This is a genomic window from Acidovorax sp. GW835-FHT14B10 (assembly GCF_058793725.1).
Window position 1 is genome coordinate 1 of record NZ_JBXAGC010000033.1, and the last position, 16,920, is coordinate 16,920.

Below are 16,920 nucleotides of genomic sequence, written 5' to 3' on the forward strand. Positions count from 1 at the left end.
TCGGCCGATGCCGCCAACTCCATTGCCATCGGCAAGGTGCTGTGCGCCAGCGATGTGGTGCGCCACATCAGCTTCACGGGCTCCACCGAGGTGGGCCGTATCCTGATGGCGCAGTCGGCCCCCACGGTCAAGAAGATGTCGCTCGAACTTGGCGGCAACGCGCCTTTCATCGTGTTTGACGATGCCGACATCGACTCGGCCGTGGAAGGCGCCTTTGCCAGCAAGTACCGCAACGCGGGCCAGACCTGTGTGTGCTCCAACCGCTTTTACGTGCAGGAAGGCGTGTACGACGCGTTCGTGGCCAAGTTCGCTGCCAAGGTGAAGACGGCCAAGGTGGGCAATGGCTTTGAGGACGGTGTGAACCAGGGCCCGCTGATCGAGGAGGCGGCCCTCGTGAAGGTGCAGCGCCATCTGGACGATGCCGTGGCCAAGGGCGGCCAGGTGGTGGCCGGGGGCCAGCGCCTCAAAAACCTGGGTTCGGGCCAGTTCTTCGAGCCCACGGTGGTGGCCAATGCCTCGGCCGACATGCTGTGCGCACGCGAGGAAACCTTCGGCCCCTTCGCCCCGGTGTTCAAGTTCAAGACCGAGCAGGAAGCCATCGACGCGGCCAACGCCACCGAGTTTGGCCTGGCCAGCTATTTCTACAGCCGTGACGTGGGCCGCATCTTCCGCGTGAGCGAGGCGCTCGAATACGGCATGGTCGGCATCAACGTGGGCATCCTGGCCACCGAGCATGTGCCCTTTGGCGGCGTCAAGCAGTCCGGCCTGGGCCGCGAGGGCTCGCACCATGGCATGGATGACTATGTGGAGATCAAGTACCTGTGCCTGGGGGACATCCAGAAGTGAAGTTTGCCTCGGCACGATAGCGCGGCCCACTGCCGCGCGTCATGCTGCAGCCACTGTGCTGGATTTCCGCAAGGCCAGGAACCGCATGACCGCCGCCGTGCGCGTTTCCACGCCAAGCTTCACGTAGATGTGCTCCAGGTGCTTGTGCACGGTGCGCGGGCTGATGGACAGCAGCGCGGCAATGTCTGCATCGGTCTTGCCACTAGCCAGCCATTGCAGCACGTCGCGCTCGCGCGCCGTCAAGTCGCTGGGCGCGGGGTCAGGCAACCCCCACAGGGGCGGCGGCGCAGGCGCATCACCCGCCACTTGCACCGCTGCCCGGCAGGCATGGCCATACAGAAAGGCCAGGTGTGGCCGCAACAGTGCGAGCCGCTCGCGATCGCGCTCCGAAAAATCAAGCCCGTGCCGGTGCAGCACAAAGCCCACGAGCGAGTCTGCATCCCGGCACAGCCGCACGGCAAGGGCGTGCTCCAGACCGATGCGCCGACAACCGTCGGCATACAGCGCACTGCGCTCGAAGTCCACGCGGCTGACGACATCGGACATGTTTTGCATGATGCACCCGCCATGCCGTGCATCAAGACACACGAGCGGATGTTCAAAAAAATGCGGGTCGAAGCACGCGCTCTCCTGCGCCCCCATGCAGTCACTGGGCAGACCCAGCACCTGGCGATGACCGGTTCGCAGGTCACATACCGACAGCGTCGTGAGTTCCGAGGCGACGTAGCCATTCAGCGCAACGACCGCAGCGCGCGCGAAACCTTCCACATGGTCGGCCTGCGCTTCAATGCACGCCAGCAGCCTCAGGGCAGCGGCATAGTCATTGCGGGTGAGATGTTGCATCACGCGGCGTTCTGAATGGTGCATACGCATTGCTGCGTATTGGCGCCCTGCCCCGTTTGGTTGGACCATTGCGTTGCGGGTGTCCAGAGCAAACCAGTATAAGCACTCCCCCGCACCAGTGGCGCAAAGATGCAAAGCACGGCCATCAACGCCAACGACCGACTGAAAGACAGGCTCCACTCCGTCGGACGGGTGTTCCATTCCGTCTTCGCTTTCGCCTTCATCTGCACTCCCGCCTCAAGGGCGCAGGAAGTGGGTTTGCGGCTGGGCGCGATGGCCGCAGAAGCGCGCCTGCGCAAGGTGGCGCGCCAAGGATGGTTTCTAGCGGTTCCAGCGCGCAGCACAAACGCCCTTCAACCTGGTTTATGAGGCTCGTCTCTGAAAGGAAACACCATGTCACGCCAATATATTGATTGCCGCGAATTCCCCAGCACCATGCACTGCAGCGTCGCCATCAGCGCCGACACACCCAAGGAGTTGCTGGAGGCAGCCGTGCAACACGCCACAACCGTGCACGGCCACCAGGATTCGCCCGAACTGCGCCAACAACTCGCCCAGATGTTCAAGTCGGGCACGCCGCCCGTGAGCTTGCCGAGCGCCACGGCGGCCTGACCTTCTTGCAGGACTGCAGGCTGCGATGGCCTGAAAAATCGCTGGGCCATTGCAGTCAGCGCCTCCACCCGGCAGACTCCACCTTGACCGCAACCGGTCAAGGTGGTTTCCAGGCGGGGGGATGCACCGTTCTGACTTGGACCCTGCCAGGTCCCTATAATTGCGCCTGCTGCGGGTGTAGTTCAATGGTAGAACGGCAGCTTCCCAAGCTTCATACGAGGGTTCGATTCCCTTCACCCGCTCCAGTTTTCATGGCTTCCAGCACTCTCCCTGCAAGGGCTGCCAGCATATTTCGCTGAAAACTGCACCCCTTCCGCTCCCCTTCTCGTTTCCCGCAATTTCCCGCCGATGAGGCCGCTGTCGCTCAAGCCGCGGGCAGCACCAGGCGCTGCTGGCTTGCAAACGCCCGCGGTTCTCCAGTGAGCGGATCGACAAATTCCAGCGAGCGCGCCAGCAGCTGCAGCGGGCGCGAGTAGTCCCCCTCGGGCGGGTCGTTGACGACCGGGTAGAACGGGTCGTTGCGCAGCGGCAGGCCCAGGGCGGCCATGTGCACGCGCAGCTGGTGGCGCTTGCCCGTGATGGGCGACAGGCGGTAGCGCGCCCAGTCGCCTGCCACCTCCAGCAGCTGCATGTGGGTGTGACTGTTGGGCTCGCCGGGCACTTCCTGCATGCGAAAGAACTGGGGGCTTTCCGCCAGCCGGCTGGCGTGTTCGCGCGGGAAGGCCAGGTCCGCCCGCCAGGGGGCAATCGCGTCGTAGTGCTTGGTGATCTGGCGGTCGCGAAACAGCGCCTGGTAGGCACCGCGCGTGCGCTGCTGCACCGAGAGCAGCACCAGCCCGGCGGTGTCGCGGTCGATGCGGTGCAGCGGTGACAGCTGCGGCAGCTCGAGCTGGCGCTTGAGCCGCACCAGCAGCGTGTTGTGCAGATAGCGGCCCGAGGGCGTCACGGGCATGAAGTGCGGCTTGTCGGCCACCACCAGGTGCTCGTCCTGGTACAGCACCGCTTCGCTGAACGGCAGCACGGGCTCCGCGGGCAGGTTGCGGTAGTAATACAGGCGCAGGCCGCCTTCGAATGGCCGCTCGGGCGCCACCGCCTGCCCGCGCTCATCCACCACCTCACCCGCCAGCATGCGCTGGCACCACGCATCGCGCGCCACCACCGGCAGGCGCTGGGCCAGAAAATCCAGCATGCTGCCCTGACCGCGCGAGGGCAGCACCACGCAACTGGGACTCACGCCGTCGCGCACGGGCAGAACATGGGGGTGGTGGGGGTTGTGCATGGCGTGCGGATTTTAGGAGGCTGTAGGACAACTGCGCCAACGGGCCCTTTGGCGCGCAAGATCGGCCAAAAACCGCACGCCGCGGGCTAGCATGACGGTTCCATGACAGAACTCCCGACGGATTCCCGCACCGCGCAGGCCCCCGTGCCCGCACAGTCCTTGTCAGCGCCGCCGCCGCATCGGCGCAGGCTGCGCACGGCAGTGGGCATGGCCGGGGCGTTGGTGGGCTTGCTGCTGATCGGCGCCATCGTGCTCGGCCAGTTGAACTGGAACCATGCCAGACCCTGGCTCAACCAGACGATCAGCGACGCCACGGGCCGGTACTTTGCCGTGGAAGGCGATCTCACCGCCTCCTGGCAATGGCCGCAGCCACTCGATACGGGCTGGCGCCGCTGGGTGCCAGGCATCACGCTGCAAGGCACGCAGCTGGTCCTGCAAGATCCGCCCGGTTTTACCCGCCCCGGCAAGGCTGCCGCCCCCCGGCCGATGGCCCGCGCCGAGATGGCACGGGCATCGCTGCGCCTTTGGCCCCTGCTGGCGCGCGAAGTGGCCATTGACACCCTTGAACTCACCGGCCCTGACATCGCCCTGGCCCGCCTCGGCAATGGCCGCAACAACTGGACCCTGGAGCGCCAGCGCGCGCCGGACGACCTCACGCCACGCTGGACGGTCCACATCGATCAGCTGGTGGTGCACCAGGGGCAGCTGGCCTACGCGGATGCCGGCAGGGGCCTGGACCTGCAAGCGCACATCGACACCATCGACGAAGCAGCGCCGCCCCCCGAAGCCGGCGGCCCGGCAATGCCCGCCTCGGCCACCGCCCGCGCAGCCACCGCACCGATCTACGGCGTGCGCTTTGATCTGAAAGGCACCCTGGGCAAGGCCCGCATCGCGGGCCAGGGTAAGGCAGGCCCCGTGCTCACGCTGCGCGACAAGGAAGTGAACTACCCGCTGCAATTCACCGCCAGAGCGGGCAGCGTGGAGACCGCCGTGCAAGGCATTCTGGCCAACCCTGGCGCGCTGTCGGGCATGGATCTGCAGGTGATGCTCAAGGGCGCCAGCATGGCCGACCTGTATGCGCTGACCGGCCTGGTGCTGCCAAACACGCCCGCGTTTCAGACCCGGGGCCGGCTGCAGGGCAGCCTGCAACCAGGCCAGGCGGTATGGGACTACCGCGACTTCACCGGCACCTTGGGCCAGAGCGATCTGCAGGGCAACCTGCGCTTTGTCTCGGGCGCCCCGCGCGGCAAGCTGTCGGGCAGCGTCACCTCCCGGCAGTTGCGCCTGGCGGACCTGGGCCCCGTGCTGGGCACGGCCTCCACGCCTTCCTCCAAGGCGGGCCGCAGGGGCAAGGTGCTGCCCGATGCCGCATTTGCCACCGACCGCTGGAGCGCCATGGACATGGACCTGAAATTCTCGGGCCAGCGCGTGATTCGGCCTGACAGCCTGCCGCTCGAAGACCTCAGCGTGCATGCCCTGCTGGGCGATGCGGTGCTGCGCCTGGATCCCCTGCGTTTCGGCGTGGCCAGGGGCCAGATCGAATCCAGGGTGGTACTGGACAGCCGCAGCAAACCGCTGACCGCGCGCATGGACACGCGGGTGCAGAACCTGCGGCTGGCCTCGCTCTTTCCCGAGGTCGAACTCACCAGAAAAAGCCTGGGCCAGCTCGATGGCGCGCTGGCGCTCAACGGCCGGGGCAACTCGGTGGCGCAATGGCTGGGCACCAGCAGCGGCGAGGCGCGCCTGTATGTGCGCGACGGCACCCTGAGCCGCGAACTGCTGAACCGCGCAGCGCTCAACGTGGGCAGCATCGTGGTGGGCAAACTGTTTGGCCAAGACAAGGAGGTGCAACTGCGCTGCGCCGTGGCCGACCTGGCCGTGCGCGAAGGCGTGGCCACCGTGCGCACCGCCAAGCTCAGCACCAGCGAGGCCATTGTGGACGCCAGCGGCACCATCGACATGGCGCAGGAGCGCCTGAACCTGCACATCCAGCCCGAATCGCTGCAGTGGAAGTTCTTCTCGCTGCGCACCCCTCTCTATGTGCGCGGCAGCTTTGCCCAGCCCGACGTGGGCGTGGAACCCGGCCCCCTGCTGCTGCGCGCCGGCGCTGCGCTTGCCGCAGTGGTGGCGGCCCCTGCAGCCCTGGCGCTGCTGCCCGTGACCGTGCCAGGCGCCGACGACGATGCGCAGTGCGCGCCTTTGCTGGCGCAGGCCACGCAGCCGGTGAAGGCGGGCCGGGCGGGCAAGCCGGCAGCGCGCTGAAAAGTGGCTGCGCTACGGTGGTGCGGCCGTATTTGCGCGATCCGATCCCTCTTGTTTGGATCGCCTGAAGCGTTTTCTGGACAAGCGCTCCATGCCATTCTTACGCCATTTCCGCCAACGGAACGGCACGCCACCGGAGGCCGGGCTCAATGGAAATCCCGGCTGCCCTGCAGCGCCTGCGCCATGCGGCCCAGCAGCGGTGTGAGGTCCTTGCAGCGCTGGGCCACCAGGTGGCGCACCACGGTCTGGCCGCCGGGGCCATGGGCGCTGCATTGCCACAGCCCCTCCACCGCCAGAAGTTGCGAGCCGAGCAGCGCCTGGCGCCAGGTCTCGACCAGCGCGGGCCAGACGATCACGTTGACCGGGCCGGTCTCGTCTTCGAGCGTGACGAACATCGTGCCCTTGGCCGTGCCGGGGCGCTGGCGCACGGTGACGATGCCGCAGGCGCGCACCTTGCGGCCGTGGGGTATGTTGTGCAGTTGCAGTGCGGTCTGCAAACGCCAGCGCGCCAGGCGCGGACGCAGCAGGGCCAGCGGGTGGCGGCGCAGCGTGAGGCCGGTGGCGGCGTAGTCGAACACAATTTCCTCCCCCTCGGGCGCGGCGGGTAGGGCCAGCGGCGCTTCGTGCACCGGTACCTCGCGCCACAGGGCGGGGGCGGTGTGCTGCGCGGCCGCCTCCCACATCTGCTGGCGCCGGTGGCCCGACAGGCTGACCAGCGCATCGGCGGCGGCCAGGGCCTGCAGATCCGGCGGGCCCAGCCGGGCGCGCAGTGCGAGGTCTTCGGTGCTGGTGAACGGCGCAGCGGCACGGGCCTGCACCAGGCGCTGCGTGGCGCTGGCCTGCAGGCCAGCGACCAGGCACAGGCCCAGGCGCACGGCCGGTTGCGGCAGTGGCGGCGTGGGCAGCCCCCTGGCGGGCCGAAGGCGTTCGGCCGGGCCTTCGAGCGTGCAATCGCTGTCGCTGCAGGTCACGTCGATGGGCAACACGCGCACGCCGTGGCGGCGCGCGTCCTGCACCAGTTGCGAGGCGGTGTAAAAGCCCATGGGCAGCGCGTTGAGCAGCGCCGCCAGAAAACACGCGGGCTCGTGGCACTTGAGCCAGCTGCTGGCATAGGCCAGCAGGGCAAAGCTGTGGGCATGGCTTTCGGGAAAACCGTATTCGCCAAAGCCGAGCATCTGCTGGAAGATGGCCTGCGCAAACGCGGGGCGGTAGCCCTTGGCCAGCATGCCTTTCACCAGGGGTTCCTCGAACCGGTGCACGCCACCCTTGCGCTTCCAGGCCGCCATGGAGCGGCGCAGGTCATCGGCCATGCCCGGCGTGAAGTCCGCCGCAATCATGGCGATCTGCATCACCTGCTCCTGAAAGATCGGCACGCCCAGCGTGCGCGCCAGGGCGGCTTCGAGCTCGGGCTTTTCGAGCTGCAGCGCCTCGCCCCTGCGCCGGCGCTCGCGCGCCTGCAGGTAGGGGTGCACCATGCCACCCTGGATGGGCCCGGGCCGCACGATGGCCACTTCGACCACCAGGTCGTAGAACACGCGCGGCTGCAGGCGCGGCAGCATGCTCATCTGCGCACGGCTTTCGATCTGGAACACGCCCACGGTGTCGGCGGCGCAAATCATGTCGTAGGTGGCGGCGTCCTCGCGCGGGATGTCGGCCAGGCCCCAGCGCTCGCCGCGCAGCGCAGCACGCAGATCCAGGCAGCGGCGCAACGCGCTGAGCATGCCCAGCGCCAGCACATCGACCTTGAGCAAACCCATGGCATCGAGGTCGTCCTTGTCCCACTGGATGACGCTGCGCCCCTTCATACTGGCGGGCTCCACGGGCACCAGCCGCGTGAGCTTGCCCTGGGTGAGCACAAAGCCGCCCACATGCTGGCCCAGGTGGCGCGGAAAGCCCTTGAGCTGCGCCGCCAGCTCCAGCCACAGCGCGGCCTGGTGCGCCGACAGCGGCACGCCCCGATCGTCCGCCAGTTGCTGCAGGCGGTCGGCGGCCATGTCTTCGTCAAACCAGTGGTGGTCTTTGGCAAAGGCATCGACCAGTGCCGGTGCCACGCCCAGCGCCTTGCCCACGTCGCGCAGGGCACTGCGCGTGCGGTAGGTGGCGACCACGGCGGTGATGGCGGCGCGCTCGCGGCCGTATTTGGCATAGATGTACTGGATGACTTCTTCGCGCCGGTCATGCTCGAAATCCACATCGATGTCCGGCGGCTCACTGCGCTCCTTGCTGATGAAGCGCTCGAACAGCAGGTGCGAATCCTCGGGGTTGACCGCCGTGATGCCCAGCACAAAGCAAACCACCGAGTTGGCGGCGGAGCCCCGCCCCTGGCACAGGATGCCCCGGCTGCGCGCAAAGCGCACGATATCGTGCACGGTCAGGAAGTACATCTCGTACTGGCAGTGCGCAATCAGCGCAAGCTCCTTGTGGATCTGCGCGGCAATCCCGTCGGGCACCCCTTGGGGATAACGGCCTCTGGCCCCCTCTTGTGCCAGCCACGCCAAGGCCTGGGGAGGCGTCATGCCGGCGGGCACGGTCTCTTGCGGGTAGCGGTATTTGATTTCATCCAGGCTGAAGCTGCAGCGCGCGGCCACCGTGAGCGTGGCGGCCAGCAGTTCGGGCGGGTAGATGCCGGCCAGGCGCACGCGCTGGCGCAAATGGCGTTCGGCATTGGGCTGCAGCGCAAAGCCGCATTCGGCCACGCTGCAGCCCCGCTGCACGGCGGTGATCACGTCCTGCAGCGGCTTGCGCGAGCGGGCGTGCATGTGCACATCGCCCGCGGCCACCAGCGGCAGGCCCAGCGCCGTGCCCACGCGCTGCAGCGTGGCCAGCCACAGGCTGTCGCCAGGGGCCAGGTGCAGCTCCACCGCCAGCCAGAGGTGGGCATCAAAATTTGAACCCAATTGACCCATGGCGCTTGATATACAAACGCTAACAGCTGCAAAATCAGAAGCATCAAAGCACTCGCGGCGGGGAACGAGCAGCAGCTCGCATCCCTCCAGGAGGTTGAACGGACTGCCGGGGCCGACGTGGTATTGCCCCTTGGGTGCCGCCGCGCGCGCTGCGGTGATGAACTCGCACAGATTGCCCCAGCCCTCGCCATCCCGCGCCAGGGCCACCAGGCGCAGCTTGCCCCACGCAAACTCGCTGCCCACGATAAGGTGCAAGCCCCATTCCCTGGTGGCCTCCCAGGCGCGCACCACGCCTGCCACCGAGCATTCGTCGGTCAGCGCCAGGGCCTGGTAGCCCAGTTGGGCAGCACGCGCCACCAGCTCCTTCGGATGGGAGGCGCCGCGCTGAAAACTGAAGTTGGACAGGCAATGCAGCTCGGCATAGCCCGGCAAGGGCGCAGGGGACGGCACCGCGACAGACGCCATGGCCTCACCCAAAGAGGCCGTGCAGAAACCAGCGGTGCGGCTGCGCGGTGGTCACCGCGCCCTCCTGCATCGCGCTGCCAGCGGGCGGCACCCACCGCTCGCGGAACACCCACACCAGTCCCGCCACATCGTTGTGCGCCACAAAATAATCGCGCAGCGCCAGCCCCGCACAGGGATGGCCCGGGTCGCCAGCGCCCTCGTCTGCGGCCGACCACCAGCCCGCCTCGAACCGGTGCGGCCCCGCCAGCAGGCGCAGCAAGCCATGGTGGCAAGGGCGGTTGCCCTGCACCGCCAGCCGCCGGGGTGGGCGCAGCAGCCAGGTGGGCCACAGGGTGGCGTCAGGGGTTTGCGTGTCGGCGGCAGGGGTGCCGGGGTGGGCGCGGTCATGGTTCAGCGCCTCGGTCGCCGGGCGCCATTGCTGCATGTGCTCGGGCCGGTGGTCGGCCTGCAGCACGGGGGACACCACCTGGCTGGCCCCCAGGCGGGCCGACAGGCGCTCCAGCAACTGGTGCAAGGCCTCGCCCGGCGCTGAAGCCGGGTCGCCGCAGCCACCGCCCACAAGATCACCGGGCGGCAGCAGGCTCGCGCTGCGATGCGGCAATGGGGCGGCCTCCAGCAGGCGCAGCGTGATCTGGTTGACCGGTGCCGCCAGGGCCGTGCGCGCCAGGTTTTCCGACAGCAGGCGCCGCAGGTGCGCCATGTCCTGCGTGGCCTGGGCGGTGCGCACCGACAAGGCCTGCGTGGGGGCAATGGCCACGCCATCGATGCGCCGCAGGTCGTGGCGCCAGGCCAGCTCCAGCGCCAGCGCGCCCTGCTGCCGCGCCTGCAGCCAGCCCTGCAGGGCCGTGAGGCAGCGGCTGGCACTCCAGAGCAGCGCATCGGCCGAATCGGCCAGTGCGGGCAGCTCGGCGGTCAGCACAAACTGCTCGGGCAGCTCCAGCCAGGCATGGGCTTCGGGGGCATCGCCCAGGGCCTGGTCCAGCACCCGCAACACCTGGGCACCAAAACGCCTGGCCACCCCGGCACGCGGCAGCGACCGCAACGCCCCCCAGGTACGACAACCCATGCGCTCCAGGCTGGCCCCATGCGGGCGCAGGGCGGTCAGCGTGTGCAAGGGCAAGCCGTCCACACCCGGCGCCACGCCCTGCCCTGGCGGCACACGACCTGCCTGCGCCATGCGCAACCAGGCCTGCGCCACCAGGGCTGTCGGCCCGCAGCCCCACGCCGTCTGTGTGCCAGGCGTTTGCACCCGCACTTCCCGGGTGGCCTTGTGCGCAGGCGGCCCGCCGGATGCGTCGGCCCAGGCCTGCAGCACCTGCGCCCGCAAGGCATCGCGCCCACCCCAGAGCCGCTCGGTGGTGGACACCTCCAGCAGCACCGCTTCGCCATCCACCAGCGCCACGCGCGGCGTAAAGCGCAAAGCCCACCAGCCCGACGCCGCGGCTGGCACCGCGGCGCCCGGAGGTGCCGCAGACTCATCGCTCCATGGCAACGGCAGTGCGATCCAGTGCATGGCCCCTCCTCTCTGGCACAGCCATCAACGGCGCCAGCGCCGGGCGCATAGTCAACGCTTGCGCCGCACTGTGACGCGCCGCTGTTGCACCGGCCACCCCCTGCGCAGCGCGCCGCTGCGCGGCCTGCGCCGCCAGCGCCTGGGCCAGACGGGGGTGACAGCCCGGCAGATCCAGCCCCTGCACCAGAGGCGGCCCCCGGCGCTTGAGGATGCGCACCTGCATGCCAGGCGATAGGACGGCATCCCCCGGCAGGGCCAGCCCCTGCACCTGCAGCCGCAGCAAGGCCGGCGACGCCTGCTGGGCGGCACTGACCGGGCGAAACACCCACAGCAACTGCTGTTGTTGCGCGGCCGCCAGTTGCAGCCTGCGCAAGGCCGCTGCTTGTGCCTGCGGCAGCCAGGCCATGACGGCCAGCACATCGCGGCACCGCAGCGCCTGCTCGGCCGCCCAGAGCGCCGCCCTGGCGTTGTCGGGCCGCACCACGCACAAGCGCTGCGCCTGCAACCCCTGCGCCCTGAGCGCCGGGCCAAAGGGCTCGCACGGTGGAGCCACCACGACCACGGCCCCCACGCGCCGGGCAGTCGCCTGTGCCAGCGCGGGCAGCACCAGTTGCCATTCGTGCAGGCCCACCATGGGTTGCAATACTTCGCTCAGCGCCCCCACGGGCCAGCCACCGCCCGGCAGTTGCGCATCCAGCAGCGCGTATCCGGTGGGCTGCGCGGGCTGCGAGCCCTCGCCCAATGCGTCTGCATGCCAGACACCGGGCATGGCGGACGGAAAATCGAACGCAACCCGCAAAGTGGGGCGTGGCGCAATCATGGTGGTGGCAAGGGCTCAGAAGATAGAAATACTGTGAATATACACAGTATTTCTATCTTCCACCGCAAACCGCCCAGACAGAAGAAAAGGGACGCTTTGGGGCCGCTACAACATCTGCATCATCCCATCGGCCACAGCGCTTCACGCCACCAGGCCACTGCGGCCAGACCCACGGCCTCGCCTTGCCACGGTTGGAGCAGGTCGCCCTGCTGTCCAGGGTGGGAGCCGGCCTCGATCAACGCCTTTTGCCATGCCTGCAGCCGAGTGTCGGCAAAGGCGAGCGCGCGGCCGGGCTCCTGCCTGGTGGAGGCGGGCAAGCCTGCCTTGAACGGCTCCCACGGCGCCAAGGCATCCGCCAGCAAAAGGCCCGCTTGCGCGGGCCCGTGCTGTGGCAAATCAAGCAGTGCCTTCAGCGCAGCAGCGTGGCACCCGTCTTGGCCTGGAGGGCATCGAACGTGACGCCCGGCGCCAGCTCGACCACCTTGAGGCCCAGAGGCGTCACGTCCATCACGGCCAGGTCGGTGATGATGCGGTCGACCACGCCAACGCCCGTTAGGGGCAGCGTGCACTTGGGCAGGATCTTCATGTCCTCGGTGCCATCCTTCTTGCGCGCCACATGCTCCATGAGCACGATCACGCGCTTGACGCCGGCCACCAGGTCCATGGCGCCGCCCATGCCCTTGACCATCTTGCCGGGGATCATCCAGTTGGCCAGGTCGCCCTGCTCGCTGACCTGCATGGCGCCCAGGATGGACAGGTTGATCTTGCCGCCCCGGATCATGGCGAACGACTGGTCGCTGCTGAAGATCGACGAGCCCGCGATGGTGGTGACGGTCTGCTTGCCGGCGTTGATGAGGTCGGCATCCACCTTGTCCTCGGTGGGGAAGGCGCCGATGCCCAGCATGCCGTTCTCGGACTGCAGCCACACTTCCTTGTCGCCGGTGAAGTTGGCCACCAGCGTGGGAATGCCGATGCCCAGGTTCACATAGAAACCGTCTTCAAGTTCTTGGGCCGCACGGGCGGCCATCTGGTCTTGGGTCCAGGACATGTTCAAGCCTTTCTAATCGATTGAGGACAGGGCTTGCCGCTTCGCGGCTGCGGCCTGTCCCGCAAGGTTATTTCGTTTCGGTGATGGTTCTTTTCTCGATGCGCTTTTCAGGGTGGGCGTTGAGCACGATGCGGTGCACATAGATGCCGGGCAGGTGAATCTGGTCGGGGTCGATCGCGCCCGTCTCCACCACCTCTTCCACCTCCACGATGCAGATCTTGCCGGCCATGGCGGCGGCCGGGTTGAAGTTGCGTGCCGTCAGGCGAAACTGCAGGTTACCCGACTGGTCGGCGCGCCAGGCCTTGACCAGCGACACCTCGGGCACCAGCGAGCGCTCCATCACATAGGTTTCGCCATCGAACTCGCGCAGCTCCTTGCCCTCGGCCACGACGGTGCCTACGCCGGTCTTGGTAAAGAAGGCCGGGATGCCCGCGCCGCCCGCACGCAGCTTCTCGGCCAGCGTGCCCTGGGGCGTGAATTCCAGCTCCAGTTCACCCGCCAGGAACTGGCGCTCGAACTCCTTGTTCTCGCCCACATAGGACGAGATCATCTTCTTGATCTGGTGCGTTTCGAGCAGCTTGCCCAGGCCAAAACCGTCCACGCCCGCGTTGTTGGAGATCACGGTGAGGTTCTTCGCCCCCGAATCGCGCAGCGCATCAATGAGTGCCTCGGGAATACCGCACAGGCCGAAGCCGCCCACGGCCAGCAACTGACCATCGGCCACCACGCCTTCAAGGGCCTTGGCTGCGGAAGGAAATAACTTTTTCACCACGATCTCCTTGATAGTTTTGATGCGTTACGATACTACGTAGATAGATAAGTAGTACCCCGTAAAGATTTGCACTATGGACGTTGATTACAGACTGGCTTTCGAATTTGCCCCCGTGGGTCTGGTGCTCTCGCGCAACCGCACCATGGTGGACTGCAACCGGCTTGTCTGTGAAATGTTTGGCGCCTCGCGCGAAGTGCTGATCGGGCAATCGTTCGAGGTGCTCTACCCCAGCACCGACGAGTACGAACGCCTGGGGGCGCACATGGAGCCCATTTTGAACGCCAAGGGCCACTATGCCGACAGCCGCATCATGAAGCGGGCCAACGGCGAAGTGTTCTGGTGCCATGTGTCGGGCCGCGCCCTCAACCGCGAAGCCCCCCACGAATCGGGCATCTGGAGCTTTGAAGATCTCAGCTCGCAGCGCACCGTCAAGGCCGAACTCACGGGGCGCGAACGCGAAGTGGCCGCCAAGCTGCTGGAAGGCCTGACCTCCAAGGAAATCGGCAAGACCCTAGAGATCAGCCACCGCACCGTGGAAATCTACCGCGCCCGCCTGATGCGCAAGTACAACGCCTCCACCGCGGCCGATCTGGTGCACAAGCTGGTGGCGGGAGCATAGGCTCCCCCTGAGTCGCTTCGCGCCTTCCCCCTGAGGGGGACGCCACCACTGGCCTGGCAAAGCCAGTTCCACGGTGGCGCTGGCTTGGTGCATGCCAGTTCTACCAACGACAGGAAGCAGTCCAAGCGGAAGAGCGCACCGTTAGCCCTTTCCAGAAGCGTCCACCACTTCGGACGCCGTGCGAAAAGCCTCCACTGCTGCCGGCAGGCCGCAGTAGATGCTGGCGTGCAGCAGCACCTCCTGAATCTCCTGGGCCGTGGCGCCATTGTTGAGCGCACCGCGCACATGGCCCTTGAGCTCATGCTGTCGGCCCAGTGCCGTGAGAAATGCCACCGTGATCAGGCTGCGCGTTTTCATGTCCAGCCCCGGGCGCTGCCACACATCGCCCCAGGCATTGCGGGTGATGAACTCCTGGATGGGCTGGGTGAACGCCGTGGCATTGCCAAAGGCCTGGGCCACGAAGTCCTCGCCCATGACCTGCTTGCGCGTGGCCAGGCCTTGGTCGAAGTCCTTGGTGGATGGGGGTTGTGCCATGCGGACTCTCCGTGGGTGCTTGAGGAACAGAGCCGCCATGTTAGCCGCCCAAGTACTTCAGAAAGGAAAACGCCACCTGCCTGCCCCACAACGGGCCAGGCAGGTGGCGTTATCAAGATGCTCAGGCCTTGATAGCCGCTGCAGCCATGTCAAAACGGTCCAGGTTCATCACCTTGGTCCAGGCTGCAACGAAGTCCCGAACGAACTTGTCGTGCGCGTCCGCACTGGCATACACCTCGGCCAGGGCACGCAACACCGAGTTGGAGCCAAACACCAGATCGTTGCGGGTGGCGGTGTATTTCACCGCGCCGCTCTTGCGGTCCCGGCCCTCGAACACCTCTGCGCTGCTGTCCGACGCCTTCCAGACGGTGCCCATGTCCAGCAGGTTGACGAAGAAGTCATTGCTGAGCACGCCCACCTTGTCGGTGAACACGCCATGCTGGCTGTCATCGTGGTTGGCGCCCAGCACGCGCAGGCCGCCAATGAGCACCGTCAGCTCGGGCGCCGTGAGCGTGAGCTGCTGGGCCTTGTCGAGCAGCAGTTCTTCCGTGGCGGTGCTGCTGGCAACGCGGCGGTAGTTGCGGAAACCGTCAGCCACCGGCTCCATCAGGGCGAAAGACTCGACATCGGTCTGGTCCTGGCGGGCATCCACCCGGCCCGGGGCAAACGGCACCTCGACCGCCACACCCGCAGCCCGCGCGGCCTGCTCCACGCCCACCACGCCGGCCAGCACGATCACGTCGGCCAGCGAGGCCTTGCCCGATGCCTGCGCAATGGCCTGCAGCCGGGGCAGCACGCTCGCGGCGATGGCGTTCACCGCCCAGTCCTTTTGCGGTGCCAGCGCCAGGCGCGCACCGTTGGCCCCGCCGCGCTTGTCGCCGCCGCGGAACGTCGAGGCCGAAGCCCAGGCCACGGACACCAGCTCGCTGACCGACAGGCCCGAGGCCGCGATCTGCGCCTTCAGCTCGGCAATGTCTGCGGCCGTGGGCTTGTGCAGCGGCGCGGGCAGCGGGTCTTGCCAGACCAGCTCTTCCTTCGGCACTTCAGGGCCCATGTAGCGCGCCTTGGGCCCCATGTCGCGGTGGGTGAGTTTGAACCAGGCGCGGGCAAAGGCTTCATTGAAGGCCTGCGGGTCGTTCAGGAAACGGCGCGAGATCTTCTCGAACCCGGGGTCGAAGCGCAGCGTCAGGTCGGTGACCAGCATCGTGGGCTTGCGCTTCTTGGCGGGATCGAAGGGGTCGGGAATGATCTCGGGCGCATCCTTGGCCTCGAACTGGATGGCCCCGGCCGGGCTGCGTGTCTGCACCCATTCGTACTTGAACAGATTCTCGAAAAAGTGGTTGCTCCACTGCGTGGGCGTCTGGGTCCACACCACTTCCAGGCCGGACGTGATGGCGTCGCTGCCGCTGCCGCTGCCGTGGCTGCTGGCCCAGCCCAGCCCCATCTGCTCGATGGCTGCGGCCTCGGGGTCGGCGCCCACATGGCTGGCGGAACTGGCGCCATGGGTCTTGCCCAGCGTGTGGCCACCGGCGATCAGCGCCACGATTTCCTCATCGTCCATGGCCATGTTGCCAAAGGTGGCGCGGATGGCTGCAGCGGCCGATGCGGGGTCGCCGCTGGCGTTGGGGCCTTCGGGGTTCACATAGATCAACCCCATCTCGGTGGCGGCCAGGGGGTTCTTGGCCAAGGCTTCGGGGTTGCGGTGGGTGAGCCAGGCCTTCTCGTCGCCCCAGTTCACGTCCATGTCGGGCTCCCACACGTCTTCGCGGCCGGCACCAAAGCCAAAGGTGCGAAAGCCGGAGTTTTCCAGCGCCACATTGCCGGCCAGGATGATCAGGTCGGCCCAGGAGATCTTTTGTCCGTATTTTTGCTTGATGGGCCACAACAGGCGGCGCGCCTTGTCCAGGCTCACGTTGTCCGGCCAGCTGTTGAGCGGCGCAAAGCGCTGCTGGCCACGCCCGGCACCGCCACGGCCATCCACCGTGCGGTAGGTGCCCGCGCTGTGCCAGGCCATGCGGATGAACAGGCCAGCGTAGGTGCCCCAGTCGGCGGGCCACCAGTCCTGCGAATCGGTCAGCAGCGCCTTGAGGTCGGCCTTGAGCGCGGAGTAGTCGAGTTTCTTGAATTCTTCGGCGTAGTTGAACTTCCCGCCCAGGGGGTTGGAGCGCTCGGAATGCTGGTTCAGCAAATCCACGCGCAACTGGTTCGGCCACCAGTCACGGCTGGTTCGGCTGCTGCTGGCACCGGCGGCATGGAATGGGCATTTGGATTCTTCGGTCATGGAGCGCTCCTTGTCTTGCGTGTGAGGCCGTTATGGCGAGTTGCAAGCCAAATGATAGGGAGTGACCTCCGAATCAAAAAGTCAATTAATACAAATTCATCGATAGTTTTTATTAACTTA

The 16,920-nt window shown here is 67.0% G+C and carries 15 protein-coding genes, 1 tRNA gene and 1 pseudogene; 7 read left to right on the forward strand and 10 right to left on the reverse strand.

All coding sequences use genetic code 11. The features are described 5' to 3' along the window. Positions 1 to 846: aldehyde dehydrogenase family protein (locus tag AC1Q5S_RS19255; protein ID WP_492239246.1), on the forward strand; the 846-nt coding region annotated here is incomplete at its 5' end. A gap of 39 nt (positions 847 to 885) precedes the next feature. Here the strand turns inward: AC1Q5S_RS19255 and AC1Q5S_RS19260 are convergent. After that, entirely contained in the window at positions 886 to 1,392 is a 507-nt protein-coding gene (locus tag AC1Q5S_RS19260; RefSeq protein ID WP_492239247.1) for a helix-turn-helix transcriptional regulator, read from the reverse strand. Between the two features lie 21 nt (positions 1,393 to 1,413). On the opposite strand from AC1Q5S_RS19260, the gene AC1Q5S_RS19265 reads away from it, so the two are divergent. The 4 genes and pseudogenes from AC1Q5S_RS19265 to AC1Q5S_RS19280 all read left to right on the forward strand — a co-directional run bounded on the left by AC1Q5S_RS19265 (position 1,414) and on the right by AC1Q5S_RS19280 (position 2,546). Next, a complete protein-coding gene (locus AC1Q5S_RS19265; RefSeq protein WP_492239248.1) occupies positions 1,414 to 1,704 on the forward strand; it encodes a hypothetical protein in 291 nt (96 codons plus the stop codon). Positions 1,705 to 1,839: 135 nt separating this feature from the next. Then, a pseudogene (locus tag AC1Q5S_RS19270) lies at positions 1,840 to 2,071 on the forward strand (SAM-dependent methyltransferase); the annotation flags it as partial. A gap of 11 nt (positions 2,072 to 2,082) precedes the next feature. Continuing rightward, the gene (locus AC1Q5S_RS19275) at positions 2,083 to 2,301 is read left to right on the forward strand and encodes a DUF1059 domain-containing protein (RefSeq protein ID WP_422206013.1); all 219 of its coding nucleotides are present in this window, start codon (positions 2,083 to 2,085) and stop codon (positions 2,299 to 2,301) included. 171 nt (positions 2,302 to 2,472) lie between these two features. Next, positions 2,473 to 2,546: transfer RNA gene (locus tag AC1Q5S_RS19280), tRNA-Gly, on the forward strand. Positions 2,547 to 2,665: 119 nt separating this feature from the next. On the opposite strand, the gene AC1Q5S_RS19285 is transcribed toward AC1Q5S_RS19280, so the two are convergent. Next, positions 2,666 to 3,580 (reverse strand): pseudouridine synthase, encoded by a 915-nt coding sequence (locus tag AC1Q5S_RS19285; protein WP_492239249.1) that lies wholly within the window; start codon positions 3,578 to 3,580, stop codon positions 2,666 to 2,668. 102 nt (positions 3,581 to 3,682) lie between these two features. Between AC1Q5S_RS19285 and AC1Q5S_RS19290 the strand changes: the two genes are divergently transcribed. Then, on the forward strand, positions 3,683 to 5,842 hold the full coding sequence (locus tag AC1Q5S_RS19290; protein ID WP_492239250.1) for an AsmA family protein: 2,160 nt from the start codon (positions 3,683 to 3,685) through the stop codon (positions 5,840 to 5,842). Between the two features lie 146 nt (positions 5,843 to 5,988). Here the strand turns inward: AC1Q5S_RS19290 and AC1Q5S_RS19295 are convergent, their stop codons facing one another. The 6 genes from AC1Q5S_RS19295 to AC1Q5S_RS19320 all read right to left on the reverse strand — a co-directional run bounded on the left by AC1Q5S_RS19295 (position 5,989) and on the right by AC1Q5S_RS19320 (position 13,363). Next, on the reverse strand, positions 5,989 to 9,213 hold the full coding sequence (locus AC1Q5S_RS19295; RefSeq protein ID WP_492239251.1) for an error-prone DNA polymerase: 3,225 nt from the start codon (positions 9,211 to 9,213) through the stop codon (positions 5,989 to 5,991). A 4-nt stretch (positions 9,214 to 9,217) separates the two neighbouring features. After that, positions 9,218 to 10,726: a Y-family DNA polymerase gene (locus AC1Q5S_RS19300; RefSeq protein WP_422206021.1), complete on the reverse strand. Its 1,509-nt coding sequence runs from the start codon at positions 10,724 to 10,726 to the stop codon at positions 9,218 to 9,220. After that, positions 10,689 to 11,546 carry a translesion DNA synthesis-associated protein ImuA gene (imuA, locus tag AC1Q5S_RS19305; protein WP_492239252.1) on the reverse strand — a complete coding sequence of 286 codons (858 nt, stop codon included), beginning with the start codon at positions 11,544 to 11,546 and terminating at the stop codon, positions 10,689 to 10,691. Before imuA ends, AC1Q5S_RS19300 begins: the two co-directional genes overlap by 38 nt. Before the next feature lie 119 nt (positions 11,547 to 11,665). Further along, the gene (locus AC1Q5S_RS19310; protein ID WP_492239253.1) at positions 11,666 to 11,863 is read right to left on the reverse strand and encodes a hypothetical protein; all 198 of its coding nucleotides are present in this window, start codon (positions 11,861 to 11,863) and stop codon (positions 11,666 to 11,668) included. Between the two features lie 92 nt (positions 11,864 to 11,955). Then, positions 11,956 to 12,594 (reverse strand): 3-oxoacid CoA-transferase subunit B, encoded by a 639-nt coding sequence (locus AC1Q5S_RS19315; protein ID WP_492239254.1) that lies wholly within the window; start codon positions 12,592 to 12,594, stop codon positions 11,956 to 11,958. A gap of 67 nt (positions 12,595 to 12,661) precedes the next feature. Then, on the reverse strand, positions 12,662 to 13,363 hold the full coding sequence (locus AC1Q5S_RS19320) for a CoA transferase subunit A (protein ID WP_303837159.1): 702 nt from the start codon (positions 13,361 to 13,363) through the stop codon (positions 12,662 to 12,664). 76 nt (positions 13,364 to 13,439) lie between these two features. Here AC1Q5S_RS19320 and AC1Q5S_RS19325 point away from each other — a divergent pair, with 76 nt between their 5' ends. Further along, positions 13,440 to 13,985: a PAS and helix-turn-helix domain-containing protein gene (locus AC1Q5S_RS19325; RefSeq protein WP_287879849.1), complete on the forward strand. Its 546-nt coding sequence runs from the start codon at positions 13,440 to 13,442 to the stop codon at positions 13,983 to 13,985. A 141-nt stretch (positions 13,986 to 14,126) separates the two neighbouring features. Here the strand turns inward: AC1Q5S_RS19325 and AC1Q5S_RS19330 are convergent, their stop codons facing one another. Together AC1Q5S_RS19330 and katG are read right to left on the reverse strand one after the other, a co-directional pair. Continuing rightward, on the reverse strand, positions 14,127 to 14,519 hold the full coding sequence (locus AC1Q5S_RS19330) for a carboxymuconolactone decarboxylase family protein (RefSeq protein ID WP_492239255.1): 393 nt from the start codon (positions 14,517 to 14,519) through the stop codon (positions 14,127 to 14,129). A gap of 121 nt (positions 14,520 to 14,640) precedes the next feature. Next, positions 14,641 to 16,800: a catalase/peroxidase HPI gene (gene katG / locus AC1Q5S_RS19335; protein WP_492239256.1), complete on the reverse strand. Its 2,160-nt coding sequence runs from the start codon at positions 16,798 to 16,800 to the stop codon at positions 14,641 to 14,643. Between the last annotated feature and the right edge of the window lie 120 nt (positions 16,801 to 16,920).

Bases quoted from the DNA above. Each gene is read 5' to 3' on its own strand.
- AC1Q5S_RS19260 (WP_492239247.1), bottom strand. From the start codon at position 1,392: ATGTCCGATGTCGTCAGCCGCGTGGACTTCGAGCGCAGTGCGCTGTAT.
- AC1Q5S_RS19330 (WP_492239255.1), bottom strand. From the start codon at position 14,519: ATGGCACAACCCCCATCCACCAAGGACTTCGACCAAGGCCTGGCCACG.
- AC1Q5S_RS19265 (WP_492239248.1), top strand. From the start codon at position 1,414: ATGCCGTGCATCAAGACACACGAGCGGATGTTCAAAAAAATGCGGGTC.
- AC1Q5S_RS19290 (WP_492239250.1), top strand. From the start codon at position 3,683: ATGACAGAACTCCCGACGGATTCCCGCACCGCGCAGGCCCCCGTGCCC.
- AC1Q5S_RS19275 (WP_422206013.1), top strand. From the start codon at position 2,083: ATGTCACGCCAATATATTGATTGCCGCGAATTCCCCAGCACCATGCAC.
- AC1Q5S_RS19295 (WP_492239251.1), bottom strand. From the start codon at position 9,213: ATGGCGTCTGTCGCGGTGCCGTCCCCTGCGCCCTTGCCGGGCTATGCC.
- katG (WP_492239256.1), bottom strand. From the start codon at position 16,800: ATGACCGAAGAATCCAAATGCCCATTCCATGCCGCCGGTGCCAGCAGC.
- AC1Q5S_RS19285 (WP_492239249.1), bottom strand. From the start codon at position 3,580: ATGCACAACCCCCACCACCCCCATGTTCTGCCCGTGCGCGACGGCGTG.
- imuA (WP_492239252.1), bottom strand. From the start codon at position 11,546: ATGATTGCGCCACGCCCCACTTTGCGGGTTGCGTTCGATTTTCCGTCC.
- AC1Q5S_RS19325 (WP_287879849.1), top strand. From the start codon at position 13,440: ATGGACGTTGATTACAGACTGGCTTTCGAATTTGCCCCCGTGGGTCTG.
- AC1Q5S_RS19315 (WP_492239254.1), bottom strand. From the start codon at position 12,594: ATGTCCTGGACCCAAGACCAGATGGCCGCCCGTGCGGCCCAAGAACTT.
- AC1Q5S_RS19300 (WP_422206021.1), bottom strand. From the start codon at position 10,726: ATGCACTGGATCGCACTGCCGTTGCCATGGAGCGATGAGTCTGCGGCA.